22 protein-coding genes and 4 tRNA genes are annotated in these 26,252 nt (G+C 60.5%); 14 read left to right on the forward strand and 12 right to left on the reverse strand.

Annotated features, from left to right (window positions below; translation table 11 throughout):
- Positions 1-32: 32 nt before the first annotated feature.
- The 4 genes from U2H20_RS02230 to U2H20_RS02245 all read right to left on the reverse strand — a co-directional run bounded on the left by U2H20_RS02230 (position 33) and on the right by U2H20_RS02245 (position 5,339).
- Complete coding sequence (locus U2H20_RS02230) at positions 33-2,171, reverse strand: 3-hydroxyacyl-CoA dehydrogenase NAD-binding domain-containing protein (protein WP_430592886.1); 2,139 nt, start codon at positions 2,169-2,171, stop codon at positions 33-35.
- Entirely contained in the window at positions 2,168-3,298 is a 1,131-nt protein-coding gene (locus tag U2H20_RS02235; protein ID WP_430593572.1) for a thiolase family protein, read from the reverse strand. Before U2H20_RS02235 ends, U2H20_RS02230 begins: the two co-directional genes overlap by 4 nt.
- A 140-nt stretch (positions 3,299-3,438) precedes the next feature.
- Positions 3,439-4,728, reverse strand: coding sequence for a ribonuclease D (locus U2H20_RS02240; protein WP_430592887.1), 1,290 nt, complete (start codon positions 4,726-4,728; stop codon positions 3,439-3,441).
- Entirely contained in the window at positions 4,725-5,339 is a 615-nt protein-coding gene (locus tag U2H20_RS02245) for a DUF3000 domain-containing protein (protein WP_430592888.1), read from the reverse strand. The genes U2H20_RS02240 and U2H20_RS02245 overlap by 4 nt, the downstream gene beginning before the upstream one ends.
- A 47-nt stretch (positions 5,340-5,386) precedes the next feature.
- Between U2H20_RS02245 and U2H20_RS02250 the strand changes: the two genes are divergently transcribed.
- Positions 5,387-6,529: an alpha/beta hydrolase family protein gene (locus U2H20_RS02250; RefSeq protein ID WP_430592889.1), complete on the forward strand. Its 1,143-nt coding sequence runs from the start codon at positions 5,387-5,389 to the stop codon at positions 6,527-6,529.
- A 79-nt stretch (positions 6,530-6,608) separates the two neighbouring features.
- Here the strand turns inward: U2H20_RS02250 and mgrA are convergent, their stop codons facing one another.
- Positions 6,609-7,655, reverse strand: a complete 1,047-nt coding sequence (mgrA, locus tag U2H20_RS02255; protein ID WP_430592890.1) for an L-glyceraldehyde 3-phosphate reductase — start codon at positions 7,653-7,655, stop codon at positions 6,609-6,611.
- Positions 7,656-7,802: 147 nt separating this feature from the next.
- On the reverse strand, positions 7,803-9,020 hold the full coding sequence (locus U2H20_RS02260) for an LLM class flavin-dependent oxidoreductase (RefSeq protein ID WP_430592891.1): 1,218 nt from the start codon (positions 9,018-9,020) through the stop codon (positions 7,803-7,805).
- A gap of 171 nt (positions 9,021-9,191) precedes the next feature.
- Between U2H20_RS02260 and U2H20_RS02265 the strand changes: the two genes are divergently transcribed.
- The 6 genes from U2H20_RS02265 to U2H20_RS02290 are packed head-to-tail and all read left to right on the forward strand — an operon-like array spanning position 9,192 to position 15,109.
- Positions 9,192-10,079 carry an ABC transporter substrate-binding protein gene (locus U2H20_RS02265; protein ID WP_430592892.1) on the forward strand — a complete coding sequence of 296 codons (888 nt, stop codon included), beginning with the start codon at positions 9,192-9,194 and terminating at the stop codon, positions 10,077-10,079.
- Between the two features lie 3 nt (positions 10,080-10,082).
- The gene (locus tag U2H20_RS02270) at positions 10,083-11,333 is read left to right on the forward strand and encodes an LLM class flavin-dependent oxidoreductase (protein ID WP_430592893.1); all 1,251 of its coding nucleotides are present in this window, start codon (positions 10,083-10,085) and stop codon (positions 11,331-11,333) included.
- The gene (locus U2H20_RS02275) at positions 11,330-12,247 is read left to right on the forward strand and encodes an amino acid ABC transporter permease (RefSeq protein WP_430592894.1); all 918 of its coding nucleotides are present in this window, start codon (positions 11,330-11,332) and stop codon (positions 12,245-12,247) included. The genes U2H20_RS02270 and U2H20_RS02275 overlap by 4 nt, the downstream gene beginning before the upstream one ends.
- Positions 12,244-13,089, forward strand: coding sequence for an amino acid ABC transporter ATP-binding protein (locus U2H20_RS02280; protein ID WP_430592895.1), 846 nt, complete (start codon positions 12,244-12,246; stop codon positions 13,087-13,089). Before U2H20_RS02275 ends, U2H20_RS02280 begins: the two co-directional genes overlap by 4 nt.
- Positions 13,086-14,153, forward strand: a complete 1,068-nt coding sequence (add, locus tag U2H20_RS02285) for an adenosine deaminase (protein WP_430592896.1) — start codon at positions 13,086-13,088, stop codon at positions 14,151-14,153. Before U2H20_RS02280 ends, add begins: the two co-directional genes overlap by 4 nt.
- Positions 14,150-15,109 (forward strand): LLM class flavin-dependent oxidoreductase, encoded by a 960-nt coding sequence (locus U2H20_RS02290; RefSeq protein ID WP_430592897.1) that lies wholly within the window; start codon positions 14,150-14,152, stop codon positions 15,107-15,109. Before add ends, U2H20_RS02290 begins: the two co-directional genes overlap by 4 nt.
- A gap of 19 nt (positions 15,110-15,128) precedes the next feature.
- Here U2H20_RS02290 and U2H20_RS02295 read toward each other — a convergent pair whose 3' ends face one another.
- On the reverse strand, positions 15,129-15,560 hold the full coding sequence (locus U2H20_RS02295) for a SufE family protein (RefSeq protein ID WP_430593573.1): 432 nt from the start codon (positions 15,558-15,560) through the stop codon (positions 15,129-15,131).
- Positions 15,561-15,562: 2 nt separating this feature from the next.
- Positions 15,563-16,450 carry a sulfurtransferase gene (locus tag U2H20_RS02300; protein ID WP_430592898.1) on the reverse strand — a complete coding sequence of 296 codons (888 nt, stop codon included), beginning with the start codon at positions 16,448-16,450 and terminating at the stop codon, positions 15,563-15,565.
- A gap of 119 nt (positions 16,451-16,569) precedes the next feature.
- On the opposite strand from U2H20_RS02300, the gene zapE reads away from it, so the two are divergent.
- Together zapE and U2H20_RS02310 are read left to right on the forward strand one after the other, a co-directional pair.
- Positions 16,570-17,601 carry a cell division protein ZapE gene (gene zapE / locus U2H20_RS02305; protein ID WP_430592899.1) on the forward strand — a complete coding sequence of 344 codons (1,032 nt, stop codon included), beginning with the start codon at positions 16,570-16,572 and terminating at the stop codon, positions 17,599-17,601.
- Positions 17,602-17,875: 274 nt separating this feature from the next.
- A complete protein-coding gene (locus U2H20_RS02310; protein ID WP_430592900.1) occupies positions 17,876-19,117 on the forward strand; it encodes an ammonium transporter in 1,242 nt (413 codons plus the stop codon).
- A 95-nt stretch (positions 19,118-19,212) separates the two neighbouring features.
- Here the strand turns inward: U2H20_RS02310 and U2H20_RS02315 are convergent, their stop codons facing one another.
- The 4 genes from U2H20_RS02315 to U2H20_RS02330 all read right to left on the reverse strand — a co-directional run bounded on the left by U2H20_RS02315 (position 19,213) and on the right by U2H20_RS02330 (position 22,591).
- The gene (locus U2H20_RS02315; protein ID WP_430592901.1) at positions 19,213-19,695 is read right to left on the reverse strand and encodes a DUF1772 domain-containing protein; all 483 of its coding nucleotides are present in this window, start codon (positions 19,693-19,695) and stop codon (positions 19,213-19,215) included.
- 58 nt (positions 19,696-19,753) lie between these two features.
- Positions 19,754-21,613: an amino acid transporter gene (locus tag U2H20_RS02320; protein WP_430592902.1), complete on the reverse strand. Its 1,860-nt coding sequence runs from the start codon at positions 21,611-21,613 to the stop codon at positions 19,754-19,756.
- A gap of 193 nt (positions 21,614-21,806) precedes the next feature.
- Positions 21,807-22,163: a DUF1003 domain-containing protein gene (locus U2H20_RS02325; protein ID WP_430592903.1), complete on the reverse strand. Its 357-nt coding sequence runs from the start codon at positions 22,161-22,163 to the stop codon at positions 21,807-21,809.
- A 352-nt stretch (positions 22,164-22,515) separates the two neighbouring features.
- Positions 22,516-22,591 (reverse strand) — tRNA-Val (locus U2H20_RS02330).
- A 146-nt stretch (positions 22,592-22,737) separates the two neighbouring features.
- Between U2H20_RS02330 and U2H20_RS02335 the strand changes: the two genes are divergently transcribed.
- From U2H20_RS02335 to thrS, 5 genes are all read left to right on the forward strand, one after another.
- Positions 22,738-22,809 (forward strand) — tRNA-Gly (locus U2H20_RS02335).
- Positions 22,810-22,863: 54 nt separating this feature from the next.
- Positions 22,864-22,934, forward strand: a tRNA-Cys gene (locus tag U2H20_RS02340).
- Positions 22,935-22,992: 58 nt separating this feature from the next.
- Positions 22,993-23,067: transfer RNA gene (locus U2H20_RS02345), tRNA-Val, on the forward strand.
- A gap of 229 nt (positions 23,068-23,296) precedes the next feature.
- Positions 23,297-24,058: a hypothetical protein gene (locus tag U2H20_RS02350; protein WP_430593574.1), complete on the forward strand. Its 762-nt coding sequence runs from the start codon at positions 23,297-23,299 to the stop codon at positions 24,056-24,058.
- Positions 24,059-24,305: 247 nt separating this feature from the next.
- Positions 24,306-26,204: a threonine--tRNA ligase gene (thrS, locus tag U2H20_RS02355; RefSeq protein ID WP_430593575.1), complete on the forward strand. Its 1,899-nt coding sequence runs from the start codon at positions 24,306-24,308 to the stop codon at positions 26,202-26,204.
- The last annotated feature ends 48 nt before the right edge of the window (positions 26,205-26,252 follow it).

Genomic DNA, 26,252 nt, shown 5'->3' on the forward strand with positions numbered 1-26,252 from the left:
GAGGGACGGAGCATTGCTGTGTACTGAGGAACTTACGCTGACGGTCCAGCGATCCTCGGCGAATGGAAGGTCGAGCCGAACACCCGCTCACTTGCGCCAACCCGATCGAGGTATGGCGTGACTCCACCCATCTGGAAAGGCCACCCGGCCCCCAGGATCATCGCGAGATCGATGTCCTCTGCTGCGGTCACCACATCGCTTTCGAGCATGCGGTGGATTTCGTCGGCGAGCCCATCTTCGATTCGGGTCCGCAGGTCCTCAGCTGAGTAAGGCTTCGCGTCCTTTGCTGTGTGCTTCTGCACGATCTTTACGGCACGCTTGTCGATTCCCTTTGCGTTGCCCTTCTCGTCCTTCTCAAGGAGCACATTTGCTTCGGCAAGCTCGTGCAGCGCCTTCGACTCGAAGAACCGGTCAGGGAAGGCGGAGTGATGGGTATCGAGCACATGTGCGCCGACCTTCAGTCCGACCAGATCGAGCAGCACGAAGGGATCCATCGGGAAACCAAAAGGCTTTTGTGCCTCGACGACCACTGAGAACGGCGTGCCCTGCTCGACCGCGTGCATCGCTTCGCCGAGCAGCTTGGCAAGGATTCGGTTGACCACGAAGCCCGGCGTCGCCGTCGTGATGATTGCGGTCTTCTTCAAGGCTTTCGCGGTCGCCATCGCAGTTGCGAGCGTCGGCTCATCGGTTGCGGCAGCATTGACGACCTCGATCAGCGGCATCACGGCCACGGGATTGAAGAAGTGGAACCCAACCAGACGCTCGGGGTGTTCGAGCACAGAGGCCATGTCGTCGATCGAGAGGCCCGAGGTGTTGGTCGCGAGCACTGCCTCCGGAGCGATGTGCTGCTCGATCTCTCGAAGCACCTCCTGCTTGACGCCGAGCTCTTCAAAGACGGCCTCGATGACCCAGTCGCAATCAGCGAAGTCGGACTTGTCGACCGTTCCTGTGATCAGCGCCTTCAATCGATTCTGCTCGTCGGTGCCGATCCGTCCCTTGGACGCCAGCGTGTCGATTTCGCCACGAATTCGTTCCACCGCCGCATCGACACGGGCTTGGTCGAGGTCGGTGATGACGACGGGAACCTGCAGGCGACGCACGAAGAGGAGCGCGAACTGGCTCGCCATGAGGCCTGCACCGAGAATTCCGACCTTCGTCACCTTGCGTGCGAGATCCTTGTCTGGTGCACCCGCAGGTCGTTTGGCGCGTTTCTGCACGAGGTTGAATGCGTAGATCGATGCGTGGAACTGGTCGCCGGCGATGAGATCGGCGAGGGCTTCGTCTTCCGCGGCGAAGCCCGTTGCGCGATCACTCTTCTTCGCAGCGGCGAGCAGATCGAGAGCACGGTACGGAGACTGTGCCACGGTTCCGATTTTCGACTCGAGGCTCTTCCGAGCAATACCAATCGCGACGTCCCATTTGATCTTCCGTTCGATCAAACCTGGGACGTGCTCGCGTTTCACCTTGCGGGAGCCCGATACGACTTCATCGGCCCACTGAAGCGACTGCTCCAGGAATCGAGCTGCTCCGAACATTTCGTCGACGATGCCGAGCTCGAGCGCGTCCTTCGGTTTCAGCACGCGATTCTGTTTCAGCGGATTCTCGATCACGACTTTGAGCGCATTCTCGATCCCGATCAGGTTCGGAAGCAGCCAGGCACCTCCCCATCCAGGAACAAGTCCAAGGAAGACCTCGGGGAGCGCAACGGCCGGTGCGGCCTCATTGATCGTCCGGTAGTCGGCGTTCAAGGCGACCTCGAGGCCCCCACCGAGCGCGAGCCCGTTGACGAACACGAATGTCGGTACGCCGAATTCATGGAGGAGTCCGAGCGTCTCGTGACCGAGCTGCGCGAGCTGCAACGCGGTTTCACGGTCCGGAATGTCACTCACCCGGCTCAAATCGGCACCCGCGGCAAGGAAGTACGGCTTGCCGGTGACCGCGAGAGCATGAATCTCACCTCGTGACGCGCGCTCTTTCTGCTGCGACAGCACATCGCGGAGCTCGAAGAGGGTGGCCGGTCCGAGCGTGCTCGGGCGAGTGTGGTCTCGGCCGTTGTCGAGGGTGACCAGTGCGAGCGTCTTGCCACTGCCAAGGGTGATGTCCTGGACGAACGACTTGGTGACGACCTCATCGCTCGAATCGATAGCGCGCAGCTTTGCGTAGTCGCTCACTTCTTCCTCTTTCCGGTGTAGTTCGTGTTCTCCCAAATGACGGTCCCACCCTGACCGAGGCCGACGCACATCGCCGTCACTCCGTATTTCACTTCCGGGTGTTCCTCGAACTGACGAGCGAGTTGAATCATGAGACGCACGCCGCTCGATGCCAAGGGGTGACCGATCGCGATCGCGCCGCCCCATGGGTTGACCCGTGGGTCATCGTCTGCGATGCCGAAGTGGTCCATGAATGAGAGCACCTGGACCGCAAAGGCTTCGTTGAGTTCGAACAAGCCGATGTCGTCAATCGAGAGACCCGCTTTCGCGAGTGCCCTTTCCGTGCTCGGAATGGGGCCGATGCCCATGATCTCTGGCTCGACACCCGCGAACGCGAACGACACCATCTTCATCTTCGGTGCGAGGCCGGCTGCCTTCGCGGCCTTCTCGCTTGCCAGGAGCGAGACGGTCGCGCCGTCGTTGAGCCCTGAAGAGTTCCCGGCCGTCACGCGACCGTGATCACGGAAGGGGGTGCGGAGGCCCGCGAGACCTTCCAGGGTTGTTTCCGGGCGAAGCGCTTCGTCGCGAGTCGCCAAGCCCCAGCCGGACTCGGTCTGGATGGCAACTGGAACGAGATCGGGCTGAATGAAGCCCTTGTCGTATGCTGCCGCAATCTTCTGCTGACTTCCGAGCGCGAAGCGATCGGAACGCTCTTTCGTGAGCGCGGGGAAACGATCGTGAATACGCTCTGCGGTCTTCCCCATGTTGAGCGCGTTGCCCGAAACAAGACGCTCCGCGAGGAATCGCGGGTTCGGATCAGCGTCTAAGCCCATCGGATGGCGACCCATGTGCTCAACGCCGCCGGCAATCGCGAAGTCGTACGCACCGAAGGAGATTCCACCGGCAACGCTCGTCACGGCGGTCATGGCTCCAGCGCACATGCGGTCGATTGCGAATCCTGGAACGCTCAAAGGGAGGCCGGCCAGGATCGCTGCGGTCCGACCGAGCGTGAGGCCCTGATCACCCTGCTGAGTCGTCGCGGCAACCGCGACCTCGTCAACTCGGGCTGGATCGAGGTTCGGATTGCGCTCCAAGAGTCCTTGCATTGCCTTGACGACGAGATCGTCTGCTCTCGTTCGCCAATACATTCCCTTTTCGCCCGCACGCCCGAAGGGTGTACGCACTCCGTCAATGAACACGACGCCGTCACTGGCCACAATGCCTCCTGTGTCTGGATTTCGCCCAGTCTACGAACAGGAGCCGACGCCGCGAACTCGTTTGGCGCTTCCTATGATTCGGACGCTGGAGAGGCGGAAACCTTTTGGAGAGCATCAACAAACGAAGTTGCAATTCGCTGTGCAGTTGCTTCAACCTGCCACGGTCGCGCTCCGAGCTCGCGCAATCCTTCTGCGACGGCGTCAGTCGTCGCGGCGACTTCGCTCCAGCACAGGCGGCGAAGCGTGTCAGGAGTGAGCAGATTCTCGACCGGCATTCCGAGTTCCTCGGCGACTTCACCGACAGTGGACTTCGAAGCCTGGAGCATTGCAGCGGCAAGCGGGCGCTTCGACGACCAGAACCTCGGCGGCGGTGGTCCGTCGCTCTTCACTCGTGTCGCGGGCAGATCAGTGCTCGCGCGACCGCGCTCGATCGCCGCCCACCACCGATGCAGTTCGCTCTTGGCCGTGCGACCGTGGAACCCCTTCTCGCCGAGGAGCATCGGAGCGGTCCGAGCCTTCGATTGTGCAGCGACGACGAGCGCACCATCGGCGATCAGTCGACCCGGTGCCGAATCGATTGATCGCGCATACTCATCTCGAGCGTGCCAGAGCTCGCGAGCAACAGCGAGCACCTTGCGGTCGGAGATCGTGTGAATTCCGCTCAGTCGGCGCCAAGGTTCGGCTGCGGGCGGCTTCGGATCGCGGTTCAACACCGCATCGAACTCCTGCTGGGCGATTGCCGTCTTGCCTTGCTCATCCAGAATCACAGTGAGCTTGTGGTAGATCTCTGGGAGAAGTTCCACATCGAGCGCCGCATAGTCGAGCCACGCCTGCGGGAGGGGACGAGTCGACCAATCCGCCGCCGAATGTGCTTTGGGGAGGTGAAGGCCGAGTAGCTTCTCGACCATCACAGCAAGACCGACGCGTTCAAATCCTGCGAGACGTCCGCCGAGCTCAGTGTCGAAAATCTTCGGAGGTTCGAGACCGAGTTCGCGCAGACACGGGAGATCCTGACTCGCGGCGTGGAATACCCAGACCAAATCGGCCAAGGCTTCTTGCAGTGGTGTGAAGTCGGTAATCGCGATCGGGTCGATGAGCACTGCATCGCTGCCTTCGCGGTACAACTGCACGAGGTAGGCACGGGAGCTGTACCGATAACCGTTGGCACGCTCGGCATCGACGAAGACAGGTCCGTGACCGGCTTGCAGTCCTGCAATCGCCTCGGCGAGCGCGGTTTCGGTGGTCACGACCACAGGCACGGTCAGTGGAGTCGCCTCCGGCAGCGACGCCGCTGGAGCCTCGCTCGTGCCTGCGTCGCTTGGGTCAGTGTTGTTCACGGGTCGTTCTGCCTCTGCGCTCATCGCCCCAACTTTCCACGTGCCGCGTCAAGACCGACCGCCCCAGGACGAACGGAGTGGCCGGCGAGTGCGCAGAGAATGTCGCACCACGCGGCGATATGCGCGCCGAAGTTCGCATCATCGGGGGTCCACGATGCGCGCATTTCCAACTGAGCGCCATCGCCCTGAGCCTCGAGCGATCCGAATCCGCTCGAAAGGATTTTTGTCACGGTCCCGGATGGTGAGTGGTACTGCGCCTCGCGCTGTTCGAGTGCTTCCTCGAGCCACGACCACGCGACGGCTGCGACAAACTGATCCGCAGCGATCTCCGTGTCGTGGGATGCCTGCATGAAGCTCACAACTCGGAACGAGCCACCCCAGGCTTCGGGTTCTTCGGGATCGTGCATCAGAATGAATCGCCCAGTGCCGAGTTCGCTGTCGCGTCCGTGCTCAGGGGCTCCGATATCCGCAGAAAGAGCCACTGACCAGGGTGCGATCGAGCCTGGCGCCGGAATTTCTCGAACGCTCAACTCATCGCGAAATGGTGCCGCTCGCAATTGCTCGAGCGCTGCGCGAAAGGCCGGGGGATAGGTCGACTCGCCGGGCTCGGAATGTTCTGGAGGGGTATTCGACACGCCGATAAGACTAGGCTCGTCGTGTGTTTGCTCCTGCGAGGCGCGCCGTGCTTCCGCGCCCCCTCACTCTGCTCATCGGCACTGGCTTCGCGGCTGCTGCGATCGGCGTTACGGCCGCGACGACCATTCTCGCTCGAACTCTGATCTCGATTCCGAAGAATCGTCGACCCGACGTTGCGATTCGCGAAGTCGATGAGTCGAGCATCGAGCTCGCAACGAACGCCGACACCGTGCTTCCAGGAAGATACGCCTTGCGACTTGCTCACGACGTCGTGCCACTCGGTGAGGTGCTCGAGCATGGGGCGAGCACCGTTCGTCGAGAATTCTCGAGCGATGCTCGAGCGAGACTCGGAGCGACGCGACGCGCGTTCTTTTCCGGCTGGTACCTCTCTCACCCGAGCGACATCACGAACGATTGGGACGAGGTGCCGATTGACACAGCTCTCGGTGTTGCCCCGGCATGGCGGATGGGCGCCGAAACGAACGAAACCTGGGCGATTCACATCCATGGACGGGCGGTACAACGAGGAGAAACCGTGCGAGGGGTTGGGCCGTTCCTCGAGCGGGGCATCTCCAATCTCCTGATTTCCTACCGGAACGACGGCGAAGCCCCCTTCGATGACCGAGCTCGGTATCGCCTGGGAGAGCGTGAATGGCGCGACGTCGAAGCGGCGATTGCGTTCGCTCGAGACCACGGCGCCGACAATGTCGTGCTCGTCGGCTGGTCGATGGGTGGGCAAATCGCACTGCAGACCGCGCTTCGGAGCAGATTTCGTCGAATGATTCAGGGTGTTGTCCTCGAATCGCCAGTGGTCGCCTGGGATCCGACACTGCACCACCAGTTGCGAGCGTTGCACCTGCCGAAACTCTTTGCCGTGACAGCCGGAGCGCTGTTACGGTCTCGACTCGCTTCCGTGCTGACCGGGAGCGACCGACTCGATCTTCGAGTGCTCAACGTCGTTGCGAGGGCCGATCAACTTCGTGCGCCGATTCTGCTGTTGCACAGCATCGACGACGGCTTCGTTCCCGCGACCGCCTCACGAGAACTCGCGAGGGCTCGCCCAGACATCGTGACGTATGTGGAATACCGAAACGCACGGCACACAAAGCTTTGGAACATCAACCCTGCAGCATTTGAGCGCTCGATCGGTGCATGGATCGACGCGAACATTGCGAACAAGGACCGCTGAAGCCGTTTTCCGTTGAGCACTGCTTCGTACGCAAGAGAAGGCTGGACCACAGTGGTCCAGCCTTCTCTCGTGCAACGGACTAGTTGTTGATCGAGCCGCCGTCTCGCGCCCCTGCCCAGAGGTCGATTCCGGCATCGGTCGCGAGGGAATCGATGCGATCGAGGACGTCTTGCGTGAGGGGTGGGCCAGAGACCGCACCAACGTTTTCGTCGAGCTGTGCAACGCTGCTCGCACCGATGACGAGTGAGGTCATTCGCTCGTCACGCAATGCCCACTGCAAGGCGAGCTGTGAGAGCGATTGGCCGCGTTCACGAGCGATGTCGTTCAGCGCGCGCAACAGCGTGAGGTTCGTTTCGTTCAACCAATCGGGCTTGAGCGAGGCATTTCGCGAGGCTCGCGATCCCTCGGGAATCCCGTTGAGGTAGCGACTCGACAACATGCCCTGCGCAAGAGCGCTAAACCCGATGACGCCGAAACCGAGTTCTTCTGCGGTGTCGAGCAGGCCCTGAGTTTCGATCCACCGGTTGAGCATCGAGTACGAGGGCTGGTGGATCAGGAGCGGGGTACCGAGATCGCGGAGGATCTCAGCGGCCCGACGTGAATCTTCGGCACTGTAGGAGGAGATGCCGACGTAGAGAGCCTTGCCTGATCGAACCGCGGTGTCGAGCGCGCCCATGGTCTCTTCCAGAGGAGTGTCCGGGTCTGGGCGGTGCGAGTAGAAGATATCGACATAGTCGAGCCCGAGACGTTCGAGCGACTGGTCGAGGCTTGCGAGCAGGTACTTCCTTCCGCCGCCGCCACTGCCGTACGGTCCTGGCCACATGTCCCAGCCTGCCTTGGAGGAGATGACGAGCTCGTCCCGGTGGTCACTGAAGTCCTCGCGGAGCATCTGACCGAATCGACGCTCAGAGGATCCTGGCGGAGGACCGTAGTTGTTCGCGAGGTCGAAGTGAGTGATGCCGTGGTCGAAAGCGCGCCGCACGATCGCGCGTTGCGACTCGTAATCTCCTTCTTCGCCGAAATTGTGCCAGAGCCCGAGGGAGAGTTCGGGGAGTTTGAGTCCGGAACGGCCAGTGCGGCGGTACGGCAGGGAGTTATATCGATCTTCAGCGGGGGTGTACGACATTCAGAATGACTTCCTTTGCGTTTATCGAGAGGGCGGCGGCTTCCTCGCCGTCAAATCACGCTATCCGGAAATAGCGCAGCATTGCGAGAGCAATGTTCTGTCCTCACTCCCATCTTGCCGGGCACCACCGACATGGTTCGAAAACCATCACTCCGCAGCGAGGCGCTCCGACTCGTTCCGCCGCTCCCATGCCTCAGCGAGCAATCGGTAGGAATTGACACGATCTGCGTGCGTATGCGCGGTCGTTGTGATGACGAGCTCGTTCGCTCCCGTCGCTCGCGCCAGTGCAGCAAGTCGGTCAACGACGGTCTCGGGGTCACCGACAATCCGGCTTGCCGTTCGGTCCGCCACGATCCGCTCCCGCTCGTCATCCCAAGGGAATGCTGCGGCGTCCTCCGGCGACAAATACGGCTGCCCTGCGTACTCAGTACGAACTCGATACAGCCATGGACCGAACGGCGATGCGATTCGCTCTGCTTCAGCGGCAGTCGCTGCAACGAGGACATCGGCCGAAACGACGACATACGGTTCTTTCAAATACTTGGAGGGTTTGAACGCATCCCGGTACGCCTGGACCGTTTCGAGCGTCAGTTGTGGGAACGAGTGGTAATTCGCACCAAAGTGCAGACCGAGCTCTCCAGCAAGCGCTGCGCTCGCGCCCGGCGAGCTGCCATGCACCCAGACCGTGACGTCAGATCCCTCGGCCGGATTGACGGTGACTGCTTCTCCGGTCGCACTGGTCGCGGTGCCCTCAAGATACGAGAGCACATCGTTGATCTGCGTTGGAAAGTCCGCAGGGTTTCCAGGGGTCCTTGAGAGCAGTTGGTCGTTCAATTCGGCGCGATCAGCGCGCATCGGCAAGACAGAGAAAGCGGGAAGCGTCACGCCCTCTACGACTCGCGGCGCGCCTTTCGGTCCGACCTCAAGCTCACCGGAGGCGATCTTCGCGTTCGTCTCCTTCGCCTTCTCTCGCTGTTCAACGCTTGGGCCGCCTCGACCGAGACCGAGATCAATCGGCCTGCCCGTGAGCGTGGCCAGAGTGCCGCCGATCTCCGTGACCTGCACGGGGGAGTAGTTATCGATGACGAGGACGGCGGTCCCGAGCTTCAAGGTGGATGTTCGACGGGCGAGCTCTGGGATCAGCAAATATGAGGTAGATCCGGCACCACCCGGGTAGAGGTGGTGTTCAGCAAGCCAGTACCGTTCGTAGCCGAACTGCTCGGCGCTCTCTGCGAGCGCGAAGGTGTTCTGAAATGTGTCCGCCGGAGTATCGCCCTCGGAGATCAACACGAGATCAAGGATCGAGAGCCGAGTACTCGTCGGAGCCTGAACGTGCTCGCTCTCGGCGGAGGTGGGAGATGCCATGGTCCTATCCTGTCGTGTGCAATCGAGGTCGCATTGCCCCGATGTAACAATTCTCAACGGTCGCGCATCATGTCGGACACATGAGCATGATGAAGATTGTGCGAGAGGCAATCTCGTCTCAGCCCACAGTAGATCTCCCTTGATTCCCTGTTTCCTTTTGGAAGGCACCCGATGTCCACCTTCGTTCGTCCAAAACCGGTTTTGTTCACCGCTGCGGTTGCAGCCCTGTTCGCTTTGACCGCCTGCTCGACCTCTGCAGCACCAGAAGCGTCGAATTCCTCAGAACCAAGCGCCGCCGCGGAAGTTGTGCTCGGCGATCCCTCAGCGCTCGAACTCATCGAAGACGGCGTCCTCACCGTCCACGTCGACGACCCGGTCTGGAGCCCGTGGTTCATCGACAACGACCCCTCGAATGGCGAAGGCTTCGAAAGCGCACTCACCTACGCGGTCGCGGAAAAGCTCGGGTTCGCAGAAGGCGACGTCACCTGGGGCTACACCGCGTTCAGCGCTTCCTACTCACCTGGGCCGAAGCCGTTCGACTTCTACGTCCAAGAGGTCTCCATCACTGAAGACCGCAAGGCCGCAGTGACGTTCAGCGACCCCTACTACGTGTCGCGAAGTGTCGTGATCACGAAGGAGGGTTCCGAGGCTTCTGCAGCAACGAGCATCGAGGAGCTCTCGCAATTCACGTTCGGCACCGTCGTCGCTACGACGCAAGACACCTACATCTCTGAAACGATCAACCCCGACAACGTGCTGACCTTTGACACCGTGGCCTTGAGCACGCAGGCACTCGAGAACGGACAGGTCGACGCAATCGTGGCAGACCTGCAGATCGCTCAGAACGTGGTGCTGAACCAGTACGACGACCTGCAGATCGCAGGACTCCTGAAGGACAATGGCTTGAGCGAGGGCATGGGCTTCGTCTTTGATCTCAACAGCCCGCTCGCGCCCTACGTGAACGCCGCACTGCAGGAGCTCGAAGAAGAAGGCACGATCGACGAACTGGTCGAAACCTGGCTTCCGCTTCCTGCCGATATCGAGGAGTACACCGAATAACTCATGACGAAGCCACCGCTCAGACGCGTTCATTTCGGCGCGTTCTACCCAAACGATCACCATCACACGCTTTGGTCGCTCTCGCCGAAGGGAAGCCAAATCGAGTTCGAAGCGTTTCGACACTTTGCACAGAGTGCTGAGCGTGGCTTGTTCGACTTCGTCTTCCTGGCGGAAGCGAACTGGCTACAGGAAGACAAGGGCTCGGTCATCGAGCACGCGATTCTCGATAAGCCGGATTCGCTGACGACCCTGGCGGCGTTGGCTGCAGAAACCAACTCGATCGGGCTGGCTGCAACCATCGGCACGACCTTCTCAGATCCGTTCCACGTCGCCCGAGGCCTTGCCACGCTGCAAGCGATCTCGGGCGACCGGGCGGGGTGGAACGTCGTCACATCCCACACTGGATTCGGGGTCGGTGCCTCCACGAACTTCCGACCGGGTCGACTCGTCGAGCACCACGAGCGGTACGTGGTCGCGCAAGCCTTTCTCGATGAAGTCTTCGCCTACTGGAGTGAAGCGACGCGTGGGGCGGGCGGCTTCACGAACCCCTCGATTATTCAGGCCGGAGGCTCTGTCGAGGGGAAAGAACTTGCAGCCCGGAATGCGAACGTCATTTTTGCCGGACGGCAGACGATCGAGAACTCACGCCGCTTCGTCACCGAGATGTCAGAGCGAGCCGCCGCGCATGGTCGCGGAGAGCTCGTCATCATGCCCAGCACCGCATTCGTACTCGGCACTTCGACCGAGGATGCGCTCGAACGACAGAAGCATTGGCGTGAACTCGAGATGACACCGAGAGTTGCGCAGTTCCTCCTGACAGAGGCTTGGGGTGAAGGGTACGAGGACTACGACGTTGACGGTCCGATCCCGGCGAACGACCCGAGCCCTGAACATGCTGACCGGTATGCGAAAGGGAAGGTCGGCGGCGAACGCGACGGGCAGAAGCTGATCGCCGGATGGCGAGCGATCGCTGAGCGTGACAATTTGTCAGTGCGTGAGCTGTTCAGCACAGTCCTCGCTCGACGTGATTTCGTCGGCACGCCTGCCTCGGTCGCGGAGGACATCAACCACTGGGTGCAGTCGCGAGCAGCCGATGGCTTCGTCGTCAATCCCTCCGTGGTGCCGAGCGGAATCGACGAGTTCGTCGACCAAGTGATTCCAGAATTGCAGGAGCGCGGTGTTTACCGGACCGAATATTCGGGCAGCACCTTGCAAGGGCATTTGCAGGAGACCTTCGCCGAGGAGACGTCTTGACGATCACCGGACGCCCGCAAGGGTCACCTCAACATCACTCGAACTCCTCGAGAAGCACGCCCATTGCCGACGCAGATCTGCAACAGCTGCTGGCACCGAAGTCGTGGTGGCAAAAGCGTGAACTCGTGGTTTCGACAATCATCGCGACGCTCAGCACCGGAGCGGTCATCACCGTCCTGGCACTCGTCCTCACGGCCTCACAGGGCTGGACCGCATTTCAAACTGCATTCTTGAGTCCAGAGCATTTCCGTCTGTCATTCCCGAAGGTCGCTGAAGGCTTCCTGCTGAACGTCACCCTCTTCCTGATCCTGGAACCGATTGTGCTGATCGTGGGAATGGGCCTCGCCCTCATGCGCAATTTCCAGTCCCCGATCTTGTTCCCGTTCAGATTCTTCGCGATCGCGTATATCGACTTGTTCCGTGGTCTCCCAGCGATCCTCGTCATCCTCATGCTCGGTATGGGAATGCCGGCGCTTCGCATCGAGGGGCTCAGTTCTTCGCCGCTGTTTTGGGGAGCAGTCGCGTGCGTTCTGACTTCGGCCGCCTACACCGCAGAGAACTATCGCGCTGGTATCGAGTCGATTCACCCGGGCCAACGCGCAGCCGCTCGTTCGCTCGGACTCGGTCATGCCGCCACGATGCGGTTCGTGGTGCTGCCCCAAGCGGTTCGTCGAGTGATTCCACCGCTGCTCTCCGGCTTCATCGCGCTCCAGAAAGAGACCGCGCTGATCTCGGTCATCGGACCGATGGAGGCGTCACGTGCAGCACAGGCCTATTCCGGCACCGTGTTCAATTTCACGAGTTACTTGGTCGCCGCCCTCCTCTTCGTGGCGATCACGATCCCGCTGACGCGGCTCACGGATCACCTGCTCAAGCGAAGCCAAATGAGACGAGCAATCGGAGGTGCCGTATGACCGACTTCTCGATTGCAAATGCTCAGCCCGCGGTCTCACTGCGCGGGGTGTATCAGGCATATGGCGAACGGGTCGTGCTGCGGAACGTCGACCTGGATATCCGTGCGCACGAAGTCGTCGCGGTCATCGGTCAGAGCGGTTGCGGGAAGTCGACGCTCCTTCGGACGATCAACCTGCTCGAAGACGTTCTTGCCGGCTCGATCTCGCTCGATGGCCGAGAGATCACCGGCAAGGGCGTCGATCGGAACCAGGTTCGTCAGAACGTCGGGCTGGTCTTCCAACAGTTCAACCTGTTCCCGCACCTCACCGTCCTGCAGAACATCACGCTCGCGCCTCGACAAGTGGCAAGGATCCCGCGAAAAGCCGCCGAGCATCAGGCTATGGAACTCCTCGAACGATTCGGAATGTCCGACAAAGCCAATGAGTTCCCGGACCGTCTCTCTGGTGGCCAGCAGCAACGAGTAGCGATCATTCGGTCGCTTGCGACGAGACCACAGGTGCTCCTGCTCGACGAAGTCACCTCAGCGCTCGATCCCGAGACGGTCGGGGAAGTGCTTTCCTTGATCGGTGATTTGAAGTCGCTCGGGCAGACCCTGATCCTGGCGACCCACGAAATGTCATTCGCACGCGAAGTCGCCGACAGGATCATTTACATGCACGACGGCGAGATCGTCGAGCAAGGACCTCCCGCGCAGATTCTCGATGCGCCACAGGAAGCACGGACCGCGCAGTTCGTTGCGCAGATTCTGGGTTCCAAGTCCTATTTGCCGCGCGAGCGACAATCGGACGACGCACGCAGAGGCTTGGACAATCAATCCGACCGACAGGAGTTCGTCGCATGAGTATTACCGCAGGTTCAGCCCTCTCGAGCGAGTTCGCAAACGACCCAGCGGACCCCAAGATCGAACTGCACGTTCACCTCGAGGGTGCCATTCGTCCCGACACCCTGTTCGCGCTCGCGCGGAAGAACAAATTCGAGCTCCCCGTCAATTCGCTCGAAGAGCTTGAGCGGTTCTACGAGTTCACGGATTTCCATCACTTCATTGATGTGTGGAACGTCACGACCGATGTGGTCACGGACGCCGACGATTTCCGAAGGATCGTGGTCGAATACGCGCGCGAAGCGGCCGGGTTCGGTGCTGTCTATCTCGAAGCGATCGTTTCGCCGGGTCAGTACTACGTTCGGGGCATTTCGGGTGACGCCCTGTATTCAGGCTTCACTGAGGGCGTGGCGCAGGCACTCGATGAAACGGGAGTGGTCGTTCGTTTGACCCCCGACATCGATCGCAATCGTCCGCTCGAGCTGAGCCGTCAAATCATCGACGATGCAATTCCATTTCTCGACCGGGGGATCATCGGGATCGGCCTCGGCGGACGCGAGCGAGCGAATCCGACGGTCCATTTCCAAGAACTCTTCCAGCACGCGCGGGACAACGGATTCGCAGCGGTTCCACATGCGGGCGAGGACGACGGGGCGAAATCGGTCCAAGAATCGATTGAACTGCTCGGCGCTCATCGCATCCGACACGGCTTCCGAGCAATCGAGGATCCAGATTTGCTCCAGGAAATCATCGAACGAGACATCGTGCTCGATGTGTGCCCGACCTCGAACCTTCGGACCAGAGTCGTCGACGACTGGAAAGAGCACCCGTACGCACGCCTGCTCGAAGCAGGCGTGCGAATGACGGTCAACACGGACGATCCCGCGATGTTCGGTACGGACCTGGGGCGCGAGCACGAACTGGCCTACTCGGTGGGTGCGAGCCCGGAACAGCTCTTCACCGCGGGGATCCATGGCCACGCCGGCGGCCCGGAGATCGATGCATGGCTTCGGACCTTGCACACAGCACGCTGGGGGAGCACATCCACTCCGGCTGACGAATACAGCATTGGAGCATCACGATGAACGCGCTTCGCTTCGGGCTTGCACTCGCCCAGAGTCCCGGCGACCCAAGAGCGGCCTTTCGTGAGATCGAAGCGCGAGCAATCGAAGCGGAACAGGCCGGGTTTGATTTCGTCACGCTTGCAGACCCGCTCGACCAGCCCAATGTGAGTGCGCTTTCCTCGTCCGAAACGCTCGCTGCTCTTGCGAGAACGACGAAACGGATTGGTCTCTTTGTTGCGGCAGGTTCGCACTACACGGAGCCGTTCCACACTGCAAAGGCTGTTGCCACGATTGATTTTGCGAGTCGCGGTCGCGCTGGATTGATCGTCGATGCTTCGTCATCCCAGGTCGCGAGTCAGCGTTTCCCGCACGCGGCCCATCTCTCTAATGAAGAACTGGCCGCTGAGGCGGCAGAATTCATCGAAGTGCTTCGTGAACTCTGGGATTCGTGGGAAGACGATGCGGAAATCCGCGACACTGCGAGTGCTCGGTATGTAGACAGTTCGAAGATCCATCACATCGATCACGCTGGAGCGTACTTCACCGTGAAGGGCCCGCTGATCACTCCGCGGCCTCCGCAGGGTAATCCGCTCGTCGCGGTTCGATCGGGAGCCTCGCAGCTCGCACACGGCGCAGCCGCGCGGTCAGGCGCCGATTTGGTATTCCTCGATGCTGAGCAGATCGATCTGAGCGATGCCACTGCGTTACCGAGTGAGATCCGCAACATCATCATGCGGATCGACGCCTCTCGAACCGCGGAGGATCGAATTGAAGCGTTCGTCGAGATCGCGAACGCACACCCCGCCGTCGTCGGCATCGAGTTCGTGCAGGTCGAGGGTGCCCTTGATGACGTGCTTCGAAACTTCACGAGCGGCGACGCAGGGGGCACTGATGACGCCGGTTCGCTGCGGGCACGCTTCGGGTTCTCACGACCGAGCAGTCGGTACGAAACAAGCCCGCTCGTCGCCGAGCAATAAGCAAGAAGGACCGGCGCGTTTACTCGGGCAAAACGCCTGCTTTCAGCGCGGTTTGCCGTTGAATTCTGCCGAGCATTCCGGTCATGCCGCGAAGGCGGAGCGGCGAGATCGCCCTGCTGAGACCAAGCTCGCTCGGATAGTCAGCGGGGACATCGAGGACCTCTTGCACGCTCAACCCGTGGAGTCCTTCGATCAGAATCGACGCGAACCCACGAGTTGTCGGTGCTTCAGCAGGCGCCTGCGCGAAGACTTCCACCGAACCTTCGTTCACTTCCACGATGATCCAGACGGGAGATTGGCACTCGGCGACACGTTCGAGCAGTTCTGGGTGTCCGACGTAGCGTTCTGGGAGCTCCGGGAGGTTGTTCGAGAATTCGAGGAGGAGCTGCAGTCGCTCTGGCTCGGGCAGCGCTTGAAACTCTTCTGCGATCTGCGCCAGTGCTGGGGACAAGCTCAACGGGGTGCCTCTCCGCGAGCCTCGCCGGTGACGATCGGAACTCGCACGAGCGAGCCCCATTCCGTCCACGAGCCGTCGTAGTTGCGAACGTTCTCAAGGCCGAGCAAGTACTTCATGACGAACCACGAGTGGCTCGAGCGTTCGCCGATTCGGCAGTAGGCGATGACCGCATCGTCAGGCTGCAGGCCTGCCTCGTCGAAGTACAGGGCTTCGAGCTCGGAACGTGATTTGAAGGTGCCGTTCTCATTCGCAGCTTTCCCCCACGGGACGCTCGCTGCGCTCGGAATGTGCCCCGCGCGCAACGCACCCTCGTCCGGGTACGCCGGAGCCGTCGTGCGCTCACCGGAGTACTCCTCCGGGCTTCGTACATCGATCAGTGGATTCCCGAAGTGGGCCATGACATCGTCACGAAAGGCTCGCGCCGTCGTGTCGTCACGCTCGATCACGGGGTACTCGGTCTCGGCGACCGCGGGCGCTCCCATTTCGACCGCTCGATCCTCTGCGAACCACTTCGCGCGGCCGCCGTCGAGGAGCCGGACGCTCGTGTGCCCGAACAGCTCGAACACCCACAGGGCGTAGGCAGCCCACCAGTTCGACTTGTCCCCGTAGATAACGACCTCAGTATCGCGCTCGATGCCCTTTCGAGACATCAGCGCGGCGAACCCCTCGCCGTCGACGAAGTCACGTGTGACGGGATCGGTGAGTTCGGTGTGCCAGTCGATCTTGACTGCTCCGGGAATGTGACCGGTCTCGTAGAGCAGGACGTCTTCGTCGCTTTCCAGGATTACGAGACCTTCCTGGTTGAGATTGGCAGCAAGCCATTCCGTCGAAACCAGTCGGTCGGGGTGGGCGTACTGCTCGAAGTCATTGTTCTCGAGTGACATGCGAGTCCTTCCATGGGTTTTCGAGGGCTAGGCTCTGTTGGGGCAAGTTCGATTCAAGCATGACGGGTGCGTGCTGAAAGTTCGAACGATGAATCAATGCGAAAGGCCACCGGGGCGCTATGACGAACACTGCACAGGGTGCGACGGATCAGACGATCACTCACATCGTTGGTCGTGAGCCATCGCTGAGTGCTCGGCAAATGGTTGATCACCTGGTTCCCCCTCCGCAGTTCGATAACGCGAGCTTCGACACCTACATTCCTGACGAGGCGTTTCCGTCGCAGGCCGCGGCGCTCGAATCGATGCGAAACTTCGCATCATCCTGGAAACCGACGGGGTTCAAACTCTTCAGCAAGAAGCAATCGCAGAAGCCGGGGATCTACCTCGATGGCGGTTTCGGCGTGGGAAAGACGCACCTGCTCGCTTCGCTGTTCGCCGCAGCGCCAGGTCCGAAATACTTCGGAACGTTCATTGAGTACACCGCGCTTGTCGGCGCACTCGGCTACAAAGAAGCGGTTGCTGCGCTGAAGGGCGCCCACCTCTTGTGCATCGATGAGTTCGAACTCGACGATCCGGGCGACACCATGGTGATGACCAGACTCCTCGGCGAACTCGTCGCGGGCGGAACTCGAATCGCTGCGACGAGCAATACCCCTCCGAATGCGCTGGGCGAAGGCAGATTCGCGGCACAGGATTTCTTGCGGGAGATCACGGCGATCGCTGATCGCTTCAATATTCTGCGGATCGACGGCAACGACTATCGGCAACGCGACATCTCCGGCAACGCGATCACTGTTCCGGCCGAGGAGATCGACGCACGGATCTCGCAGTTGCACGGTGTGGTCTCGGTCGACGAATTCTCGGATGTCATCGAACATCTGCAGCGAGTGCACCCGTCCAAGTTCGTTCGTGTCATCGAGGGCATCGACACCGTGGTGTTGAAGGACGTCGTGCAATTGCAGGGTCAGCACGATGCGCTCCGTCTCGTCGCCTTCATCGACCGTCTCTATGACGCCGGCCTTCCGATCGTGCAGAGCGGGATCAGTCTGGATCAGGTGTTCTCCCAAGACATGTTGAACGGTGGATACCGCAAGAAATACCTCCGTTCTGTCTCGCGCATGATTGCGCTGACGAGCGAAACGCCGCGCTGACTTCCGACCGCTGAACTCTCGAACCGCGCTGTCGCTGCTCGCACTTCGCGCACGTTCCAGCCCCGAGATTCGACTGGGCTGATGTTTCTGTGCCTCTTCCGGGGTGCTCGAAACCTCAGCGTTACAAAAGCCGCGTCTTCGTAACTCCTCCGAAACAGTTGCGCCGTGCCGCCCGAAACCTTGCGCGAGCACACTGAGCAGGTACCCAAGTGACCCCCAAGCACAGTTGCGGATCGGTGGGTGCACTCTTGCACCGATTTGGAAGGTTCATCTCATGTCAGCAGATATCGTCTGGCTCCTGTTGTGCGCGGCCCTCGTGCTCTTCATGACCCCAGGACTCGCGTTCTTCTATGGAGGACTTGTCAAAGTAAAGAGTGTCGTGAGCATGATGATGCTCAGCTTCGGCGCTCTCGCCCTCATCGGAGTGCTCTGGGTGCTCTACGGGTTCAACATCAACTCCATCACGAACACCTCGGCTGACTGGATCCCGGGCGTCTTCGGTAACCCATTCTCGGACTTCGCTCTCGCGAACGCTGACGGCACGACGATGGCGGGCGCCGCGTTCGGCTCGACCTTCGCGATCATCACCGTCGCGTTGATCTCCGGCGCGATCGCTGACCGCGCGAAGTTCGGCTCCTGGATGATCTTCGCCGGTATCTGGGCGACCATCTCCTACTTCCCAATCGCTGGTTGGGTTTGGGCAGTAGACGCAGACGGCAACATGTCGGGATGGATCGGAACGCTCGGCGAAGCGCTCTTCCCGGGCTCCGAGCTCGAAGTTCTTGACTGGGCCGGTGGTACCGCGGTCCACATCAACGCTGGTGCTGCAGCACTTGCACTCGCCTTGGTGCTCGGAAAGCGCGTGGTCTTCGAAAAGGGCTCCTCGAAACCGCACAACGTTCCACTGGTCATGCTGGGCGCCGCGATCCTCTGGTTCGGATGGTTTGGGTTCAACACTGGTGCTGCAACCGATGACAACACGGCAGGGCTCATCTTCCTCAACACGGTCGTCACCCCGGCCGCAGGTGTTCTCGGCTTCATCGCCGTCGAACGTTTCAAAGAGGGCAAGGCCACGAGCGTTGGCGCCGCAAGCGGTGCGGTCGCCGGTCTCGTCGCGATCACGCCAGCGTGTGCAGCATTGACGCCGGGTTGGGCGATCGTCCTCGGTCTCCTCGCTGGAGCGGTGTGCGCCTTCGCAATCGATCTGAAGTTCCGGCTCGGCTTCGACGACTCACTCGACGTCGTCGGTCTCCACCTCGTGGCCGGATTCATCGGATGCCTCTTCCTCGGCTTCTTCGCAACGGGCACCGGCCTCTTCACCGGCGGTGACTTCCGTCAGCTGGTCCTGCAGTTGCTCCCGGCGGTTGCGGTCGCGATTTACTCCTTCGTCGTCGCTTGGGTCATTGGAACCATCATCGAAAAGACGATCGGCTTCCGTATCAAGAACGAAGACGAAGTCGCCGGCATCGACACGAGCATCCACGGCGAAACCGGGTACGCGCTCGTCGAGAACTAAGGCTCACCAACACAACACAGCACAGCACAAGGAGAAGCGGTGCGGGCCAGATGGTCCGCACCGCTTTTCCGTATGTCGGGAAGGAATCGGGCTGCTTACGACACTGCAAGGATCGCGAGCGCAAAGAGTGTCACGGTCGTGATCGTTGAGCAGATCGCTCGAGTCCAGTTCGCTGCGCCCCACTCACGCGAATACGCGCGCCATGCCAGTGCAGAGCCGGGTGCAGTCGGATTGAGCCGTGCAAGCGCACGGTTTCGAGGCACGTTCCATGCGATGGTGATCGAAACTCCGACGAGATAACTCACACCGCCAACGACAGCGAGCACGAGATGCAACAGGGGAGTCGTTTGCACCCCGAGGATGATCGTGGCGATGCTGCAGACCGCGGCCCCGAAGAAGGCGATGAAGAATGGCGCCCGTTCCACCTCTCGATTGAGCTTCTGCATTTCACGAATCGCTGCGCTTGGCTGCGCGCGATCGAGCCGCGGAAGGATTTGGCCTGCGAATGCGAAGTACACGATTGCAGTCGCGCCTGCCAGTGCACCTGCTCCAGAAGCCGCAATTGTCAGTAAGTCCATGGTGCAATTGTCGCGCAGGGGCAGACCGCCATCCGGACGCGGTGCTCTCCGACCTCGATCAACTCACGTGGATGAGCGGACGACGCTTCTCGTCCTTCTCCGCTTCTCGCAACACCTCACGCGCCACAGGAGCGACCTCGCCGGTTCCGAACAGGAGGTACTTGAGCATGTTCGATACCGGTCCTCCTTCAGTCCATTCGAAGTAGGCGTGCGGGACAACGCCAGTCGTGTCTCGGATCTCGAGGAGCACCGTGGCGATCGTCGCTGGGATGTTCGCGCTCTTGACCGTCAGGACCCGGAAGCCGAACCGCTCCTCGCCTTCGACGACGAGGTCTTCCTCAAAATCGGAGGAATCTCGCTGATGTACTTCAAGGAAGATCACTTTGGATTTGCGAGGAATGTGTCCGTATCGGCGTTCGTCGGCGTTCTTCGCTCGATATTCGCTCTTGTTTCGATCGCCCGGCTCGTGAGGAACGATCTGGATTTCTCCCCGTTCGGCGTCAGTCTGAAGAAACTGCAGCGCCAGATCGTCGAAGCGAACCGAAGTCGCCCTGATCTGAAACGAACGCGCGACCCGTGAGAATGCCGAGGTCAGCAGGATCCCGAGAATGAAGAACATGGCGATCCGAATACCGTCGGGCCGCTCGAAGATGTTCGCGACCGTCGTGTACAGAAAGACGAGGGTGATGGCGCCGAATCCGAATGTGCGTTTGCGCTGTTGCTTTGCACGCGCAGACAGCGTGACGGCAACGGAGGCGGAGGTAATGAGCACGAGCACTCCTGTCGCATAGGCGCCACCCTGTGCGTCGACGTCTGCATCGAACACGATCGTGATGATGATCGCGATCACTGTGAACACGAGCACGAGCGGACGCACCGCGCGTGCCCAATGCGGTGCCATGCCGTATCGGGGCAGGTATCGCGGGACGAGGTTGAGCAGCCCGGCCATGGCTGATGCGCCCGCGAACCAGAGAATGCAGATGGTGCTGACGTCGTACATCGTGCCGAAGCCCTCACCGAGGTACTCGTGGGCGAGGTAGGCGAGTGCTCGACCGTTTGCCTGACCGCCCTCCTGAAATTCTTCCTGAGGGATGAGCAGCGTCGTTAAGAAGCTCGAGGCGATCAGGAAGCCGCTCATGATGAGTGCAGCGGTCGTGAGCAGGCGCGTTGCACCGTGAATACGACCGTTCGGGCGGATGCTCTGTCGAGCGTCGCTCATGCTTTTGCAGGCCACTTCGGGCTCAGCGGCGCCGTGCTGCGGCGCGTTTCGAATCTGGGGCATCACCGCGACTCCCGTTTCGAATCCGGAGAGTCCGAGCGCCAGTTTCGGAAAGACGAGCAGTGCGACAGCGACCATCATGATCGGGTTCGAGTGCTGCGCCGTCAGCATGCTCCACCAGTCGCTGATCACGACCGGGTTGGTGATGACATGAGCAGTTGAGACGAAAATGACGATCAGGTTGAGCGCGAGGTACACCGCGACCACGACGACCGCGATCCCGATTGCTTCCCGGAATCCCCGAAGGAACACGATGGCGAGCAGGACGATGAGCGCAATGGTCATCGGCACGTGCGAACCTTCGAACCATTCGGGCGCGAATGGGTTCTCGATGGCGTGTGCAGATGCGTCGGCGGCGGAGAGTGTAATCGTGAGCATGAAGTCGGTCGCTGCGAAGCCAAGGAGCACGAGGACGAAGATTTTGCCGGACCACCAGGGCAGGATGTGTTCGAGCATCGCGATCGAGCCAGAGCCCCGATAGCTTTCACGGGCGACTCGTCGGTAGACCGGGAGTGCTCCGAGCAACGTCAGGAGTACGAGAACGACCGTTGCCAGTGGCGAAAGAAAACCCGCAGCGAGTGCTGCAATCGCCGGCTGGTACCCGAGCGTCGAGAAGTAGTCGACACCACTGAGGCACATGACCCGCCACCACGAATGGGTTTGTTCGACTCTTGCAGCGTGCGGTCCCTGATGCGCGCCCTTGTGATCGACCAGGCCATGAAGAAGCCAATTTCGCACTCGAGCGCGTTTGGAACGCGTTTGACTGTCGTCACGGGAGTTCCTGGTCGAGGCAGCGTCATCCAAGATTTGTGCGGTGTTGTGAGCAGTGAATTCAGGCACTGTGAGGTCGAGTCGCTTGGTCGTGCATGGCACGCAACATCTCGAGCTGCTCACGATTGAGCGCCATCAACGTCTCGATTTCTCGTTTCGCGGCGAGGTTCGTCTCATAGTCGTGCTGAGAGAGCGCCGAGGCGATCGCGTCTTGACGCTTCGCCGCGATCAACAAAATCGCCCCCTGCAAGCCGGCGAGCATGCTCAGAAACAGGTTGAGCAGGATGAACGGATACGGATCCCAAGCGACCGCCGTGGCATTCGCAATCGCCCACAACACCATGAAGAGGATGAATCCGGCGATGAACGCCCAGGAGCCCATCAGATTTCGAAGACGATCGGCGGCACGTTGGCCCATGGTGAGGGACGCCCTTTGCTCGCCATGCCAATTGGTGAGTGGACGAGTCGGCGGGGAGCCCGGAGCGTTTGACCGGGGTGACCGCGAATGAGGTTGGTGTGCAGTCGCTGAGGTGGTTGTGCTGATGAACTCTTCCATGACCAATTGGCCCTTCACTCATCACCGATCCCGGGGAGTCGCAGAAGTTGGCTCAACCCGGTCGGCGTCAGAGCGGCCTGCGCCGTTCCATCCGCGAAGGTAGCGCATTTTCGGATCGCGCAACAGCAGAATTTTCGGGTGAGATTCGAGACACAGATTGTCCGCACTGAGACGCGCTGAATGACCCGGAGGCGGCGCGATGCACAGGAATAAATGGTGGGCGATGCGGGACTCGAACCCACGACCTCTTCCGTGTGAAGGAAGCGCGCTACCAACTGCGCCAATCGCCCAAAGGACCTCCCAATACTGCCATATACGGGGCAGTGCGGATGACCAAACTGCCGATTCTGGCTCGCGCCACACCCGGCATTTCACTCGATTTTGGATTCCCGCGAGAATGAGGCTAAGGTAATCCAGTACCTCGGAGACGAGTTATGCGGATGTGGCGCAGTGGTAGCGCATCACCTTGCCAAGGTGAGGGTCGCGAGTTCGAATCTCGTCATCCGCTCGAGAGTAATCTCAAAGGACACTTCGACAGGGAAACCTGCAGTGGTGCCACCACGGTGGGGTGGCCGAGTGGTTAGGCAGCGGCCTGCAAAGCCGTCTACGCGGGTTCAAATCCCGTCTCCACCTCGGAATGCTCCTCCTGGGAGTTTCAAACCTGGTTGAACTGGTTTTCAACAGTCAAACTGGGCGATTGGCGCAGCGGTAGCGCGCTTCCCTGACACGGAAGAGGTCACTGGTTCGATCCCAGTATCGCCCACCATCAAGCCCCGGTCTTCGGACCGGGGCTTTTTCGTGCATGCAAGGTCGCCCACTTGTTTTGTCTTTGCAGATCTCGATCAGTCTGTGTAGATCTCGATCGGGAAATCGCAAAACTGCCCAAAAGAGGGGGCATGGATCGCTCGATCCCAGGTCATTGAATCAGTATGGTTGGCGCATAGATTTCAAATTTTAATAAAGGAAAGCCTGTGAAACTCCGCGTGCGATTGGCGATGATAGCCAGTGTTTCACTTCTCTTCACTCTGTTCGCCCCTGCGGCGAACGCCTCACTCGGACCACCTGCCTCTGTCGCGGCATCCGTACTTGCAGGGCCGACTGCTCCAGCAGCTAAGGCTTCCGGGTCCGCTTCGCCGATCTGGCGGTTCTATTCGCCAAGCTATGGCGGACACTTTTATACTGCGAGCAATTCGGAACGCGATCGACTGATCTCCGAATCGCCCGACGTGTGGCAGTACGAAGGCCAGGCATATTCTGCGTTCACCAGTCCTGCGCCAGGCACTGTTCCGCTGTACCGCTTTTACTCATCGTCCCAAAAAGCGCACTTTTTCACCGCAAGTATCTCTGAGAGAGATCGCGTGCGAAACACGCTTTCCGCGACATGGCGCTACGAGGGTGTGGCATTTCATGTGTACCCGAACGCTCGTGTCTCTGGATCGATCGAGATGTCCCGATTCTGGAACATCGAGAGTCGGCGACACTTCTACACCGCCAGCGTGACGGAGCGCGATCGCGTCATCAGGACTCTCGCTCATGTGTGGCGTTTCGAAGGAACGAACTTTGCGGTTCCCGCTGGGGGCGTTGGTGCAAAAGTGCCTCCGCCGAACCCCGGCGACTCGAAGAATTGTGGACACTTCCGGAACTACGCGCACGCCAAGGCCTGGTTTGACCTGCATTATCCGTATTACGGGGACATCGCTCGCCTCGACAACAACAAGGATCGAATTCCTTGTGAGATGCTGCCGGGCGCGCCATAGCTTCATCCGTCAGTGCTGGGCACTCGCGAATTCGCGCGGTGACAGGTGCTCCGGTGGAAGCAATGACCCGAGTCAGAAAGAGCCCCGGTCTTCGGACCGGGGCTCTTTCGTTTCCGGGGTGCTCGCGCCCGCCAATGCGCCGGGCTTCGTCTGCAACGCGACTACAGTAAACGGGTATCCATTTTCTGTACGAGGAGTTGTTGTGGCCGACGGTTTTGCACTGTTCAGTGACCGGTCCGTAATCGCGATGCGCGTGAACGGCGAGTTGAAAGACCTTGCAACCGAGACGACGACGGACGATGTTGTCGAGCCGGTGACCATCGAGAGCCCAGACGGATTGCAGATCCTGCGTCACTCCGCAGCCCATGTGCTTGCCCAGGCCGTCCAGCGAATTAACCCGGAGGCAAAGCTCGGGATCGGCCCCCCGGTCACCGATGGCTACTACTACGACTTCGATGTCGCGGAGCCGTTCACCCCGGAGGATCTCAAAGGCATCTCGAAGGAGATGGACCGCATCATTCGTGCCGGGCAACGGTTCGTTCGACGCGTCGTCACTGAGGAAGAGGCACGCGTCGAGCTTGCCAACGAGCCGTACAAGCTCGAACTCATCGGCATGAAGGGTCCGAACGAAGAAGCCAGCGTTGAAGTCGGCGGCGCGGAACTCACCATCTACGACAACGTTGACCCGAAGACCGGCGAAGTCCAGTGGCGAGATTTGTGCCGTGGACCCCACCTTCCGAGCACTCGCATGATCGGCAACGGCAACTCGTTGATGCGCGTCGCGGCTGCATACTGGCGGGGGAGCGAGAAGAACCCGCAACTGCAGCGCATTTACGGCACCGCGTGGCCGTCGAAAGACGAGCTCCGTGCGTACAAGGAACGACTCGAAGAAGCAGCAAAGCGTGATCACCGCAAGCTCGGCGCCGAACTCGATCTGTTCTCGTTCCCGCAGGAGGTCGGTTCAGGGCTTTCCGTTTGGCACCCGAAGGGCGGCATCGTCCGCAGCGAAATGGAGCAGCACGCTCGTGCCCGCCACCTGGCGGCCGGGTACTCGTACGTCTACACGCCGCACATTTCGAAGTCGGACCTCTTCTCGACCTCCGGTCACCTGGCGACCTACGCCGAGGGAATCTGGCCTCCGATTCGCATGGATGAAGAGCGCGACGCCGAGGGCAACGTCACCAAGCAGGGTGCCGACTACTACCTGAAGCCCATGAACTGCCCGATGCACATCCTGATTTTCAAGAACCGTGCTCGCAGTTACCGGGACCTGCCGATGCGACTTGCCGAGAACGGCACTGTGTATCGGAACGAGCTCTCCGGTGCCCTGCACGGCCTGACGCGAGTTCGTGGATTCACGCAAGACGACGCGCACCTGTTCGTCACCCCTGAGCAACTCGAACACGAAGTGACCAAGGTGCTCGAGTTCGTGCTGTCGCTGCTTCGCGATTTCGGACTCGATGATTTCACCCTCGAGCTCTCGATGCGCGACGACGAGAAGTCGAAGTGGATCGGCGATGAAGACACCTGGGAAAGCGCGACCGATGCACTTCGTCGGGTTGCAGTCGCGAGTGGGCTGAGTTTGAAAGAACAGCCGGGCGAAGCCGCGTTCTATGGGCCGAAGATCGACCTGAAGACGACCGACGCGATCGGTCGCACTTGGCAGCTCTCGACCGTGCAGCTCGACTTCAACCTGCCTGAGCGTTTCGAACTCGAGTACACCGCGAACGACGGGACGAAGCAGCGTCCGATCATGATCCACCGCGCGCTTTTCGGTTCGATCGAACGCTTCTTTGCGATCCTGCTCGAACACTACGCTGGCGCCTTCCCGGTTTGGCTCGCTCCGGTGCAGGTCGTCGGGATTCCCGTCGCTGACGAGTTCGCTGTGTATCTTGACGACATCGCTGAGCAGTTGCGTGCAAAGGGCGTGCGAATCGATGTCGATCACAGCGACGACCGGATGCAGAAGAAGATTCGTCACCACACGATGCAGAAGGTGCCGTTCCAGTTGATCGCTGGCGCCGCGGACCGCGATGCCGGCAGCGTGAGCTTCCGGTTCCGCGATGGCACGCAGGAGAACGGAATCCCAGTGGAGCAGGCCATCGAGCGCATCCTCGAGGCGATCGCAACCAAGGTTTCGGTGTGACCGATACTCCAGCCCACGATTCCTCTGGTCTCGACAACGATCAAGGCG

Source organism: Humidisolicoccus flavus (assembly GCF_045689595.1).
Lineage (GTDB): Bacteria > Actinomycetota > Actinomycetes > Actinomycetales > Microbacteriaceae > Humidisolicoccus > Humidisolicoccus flavus.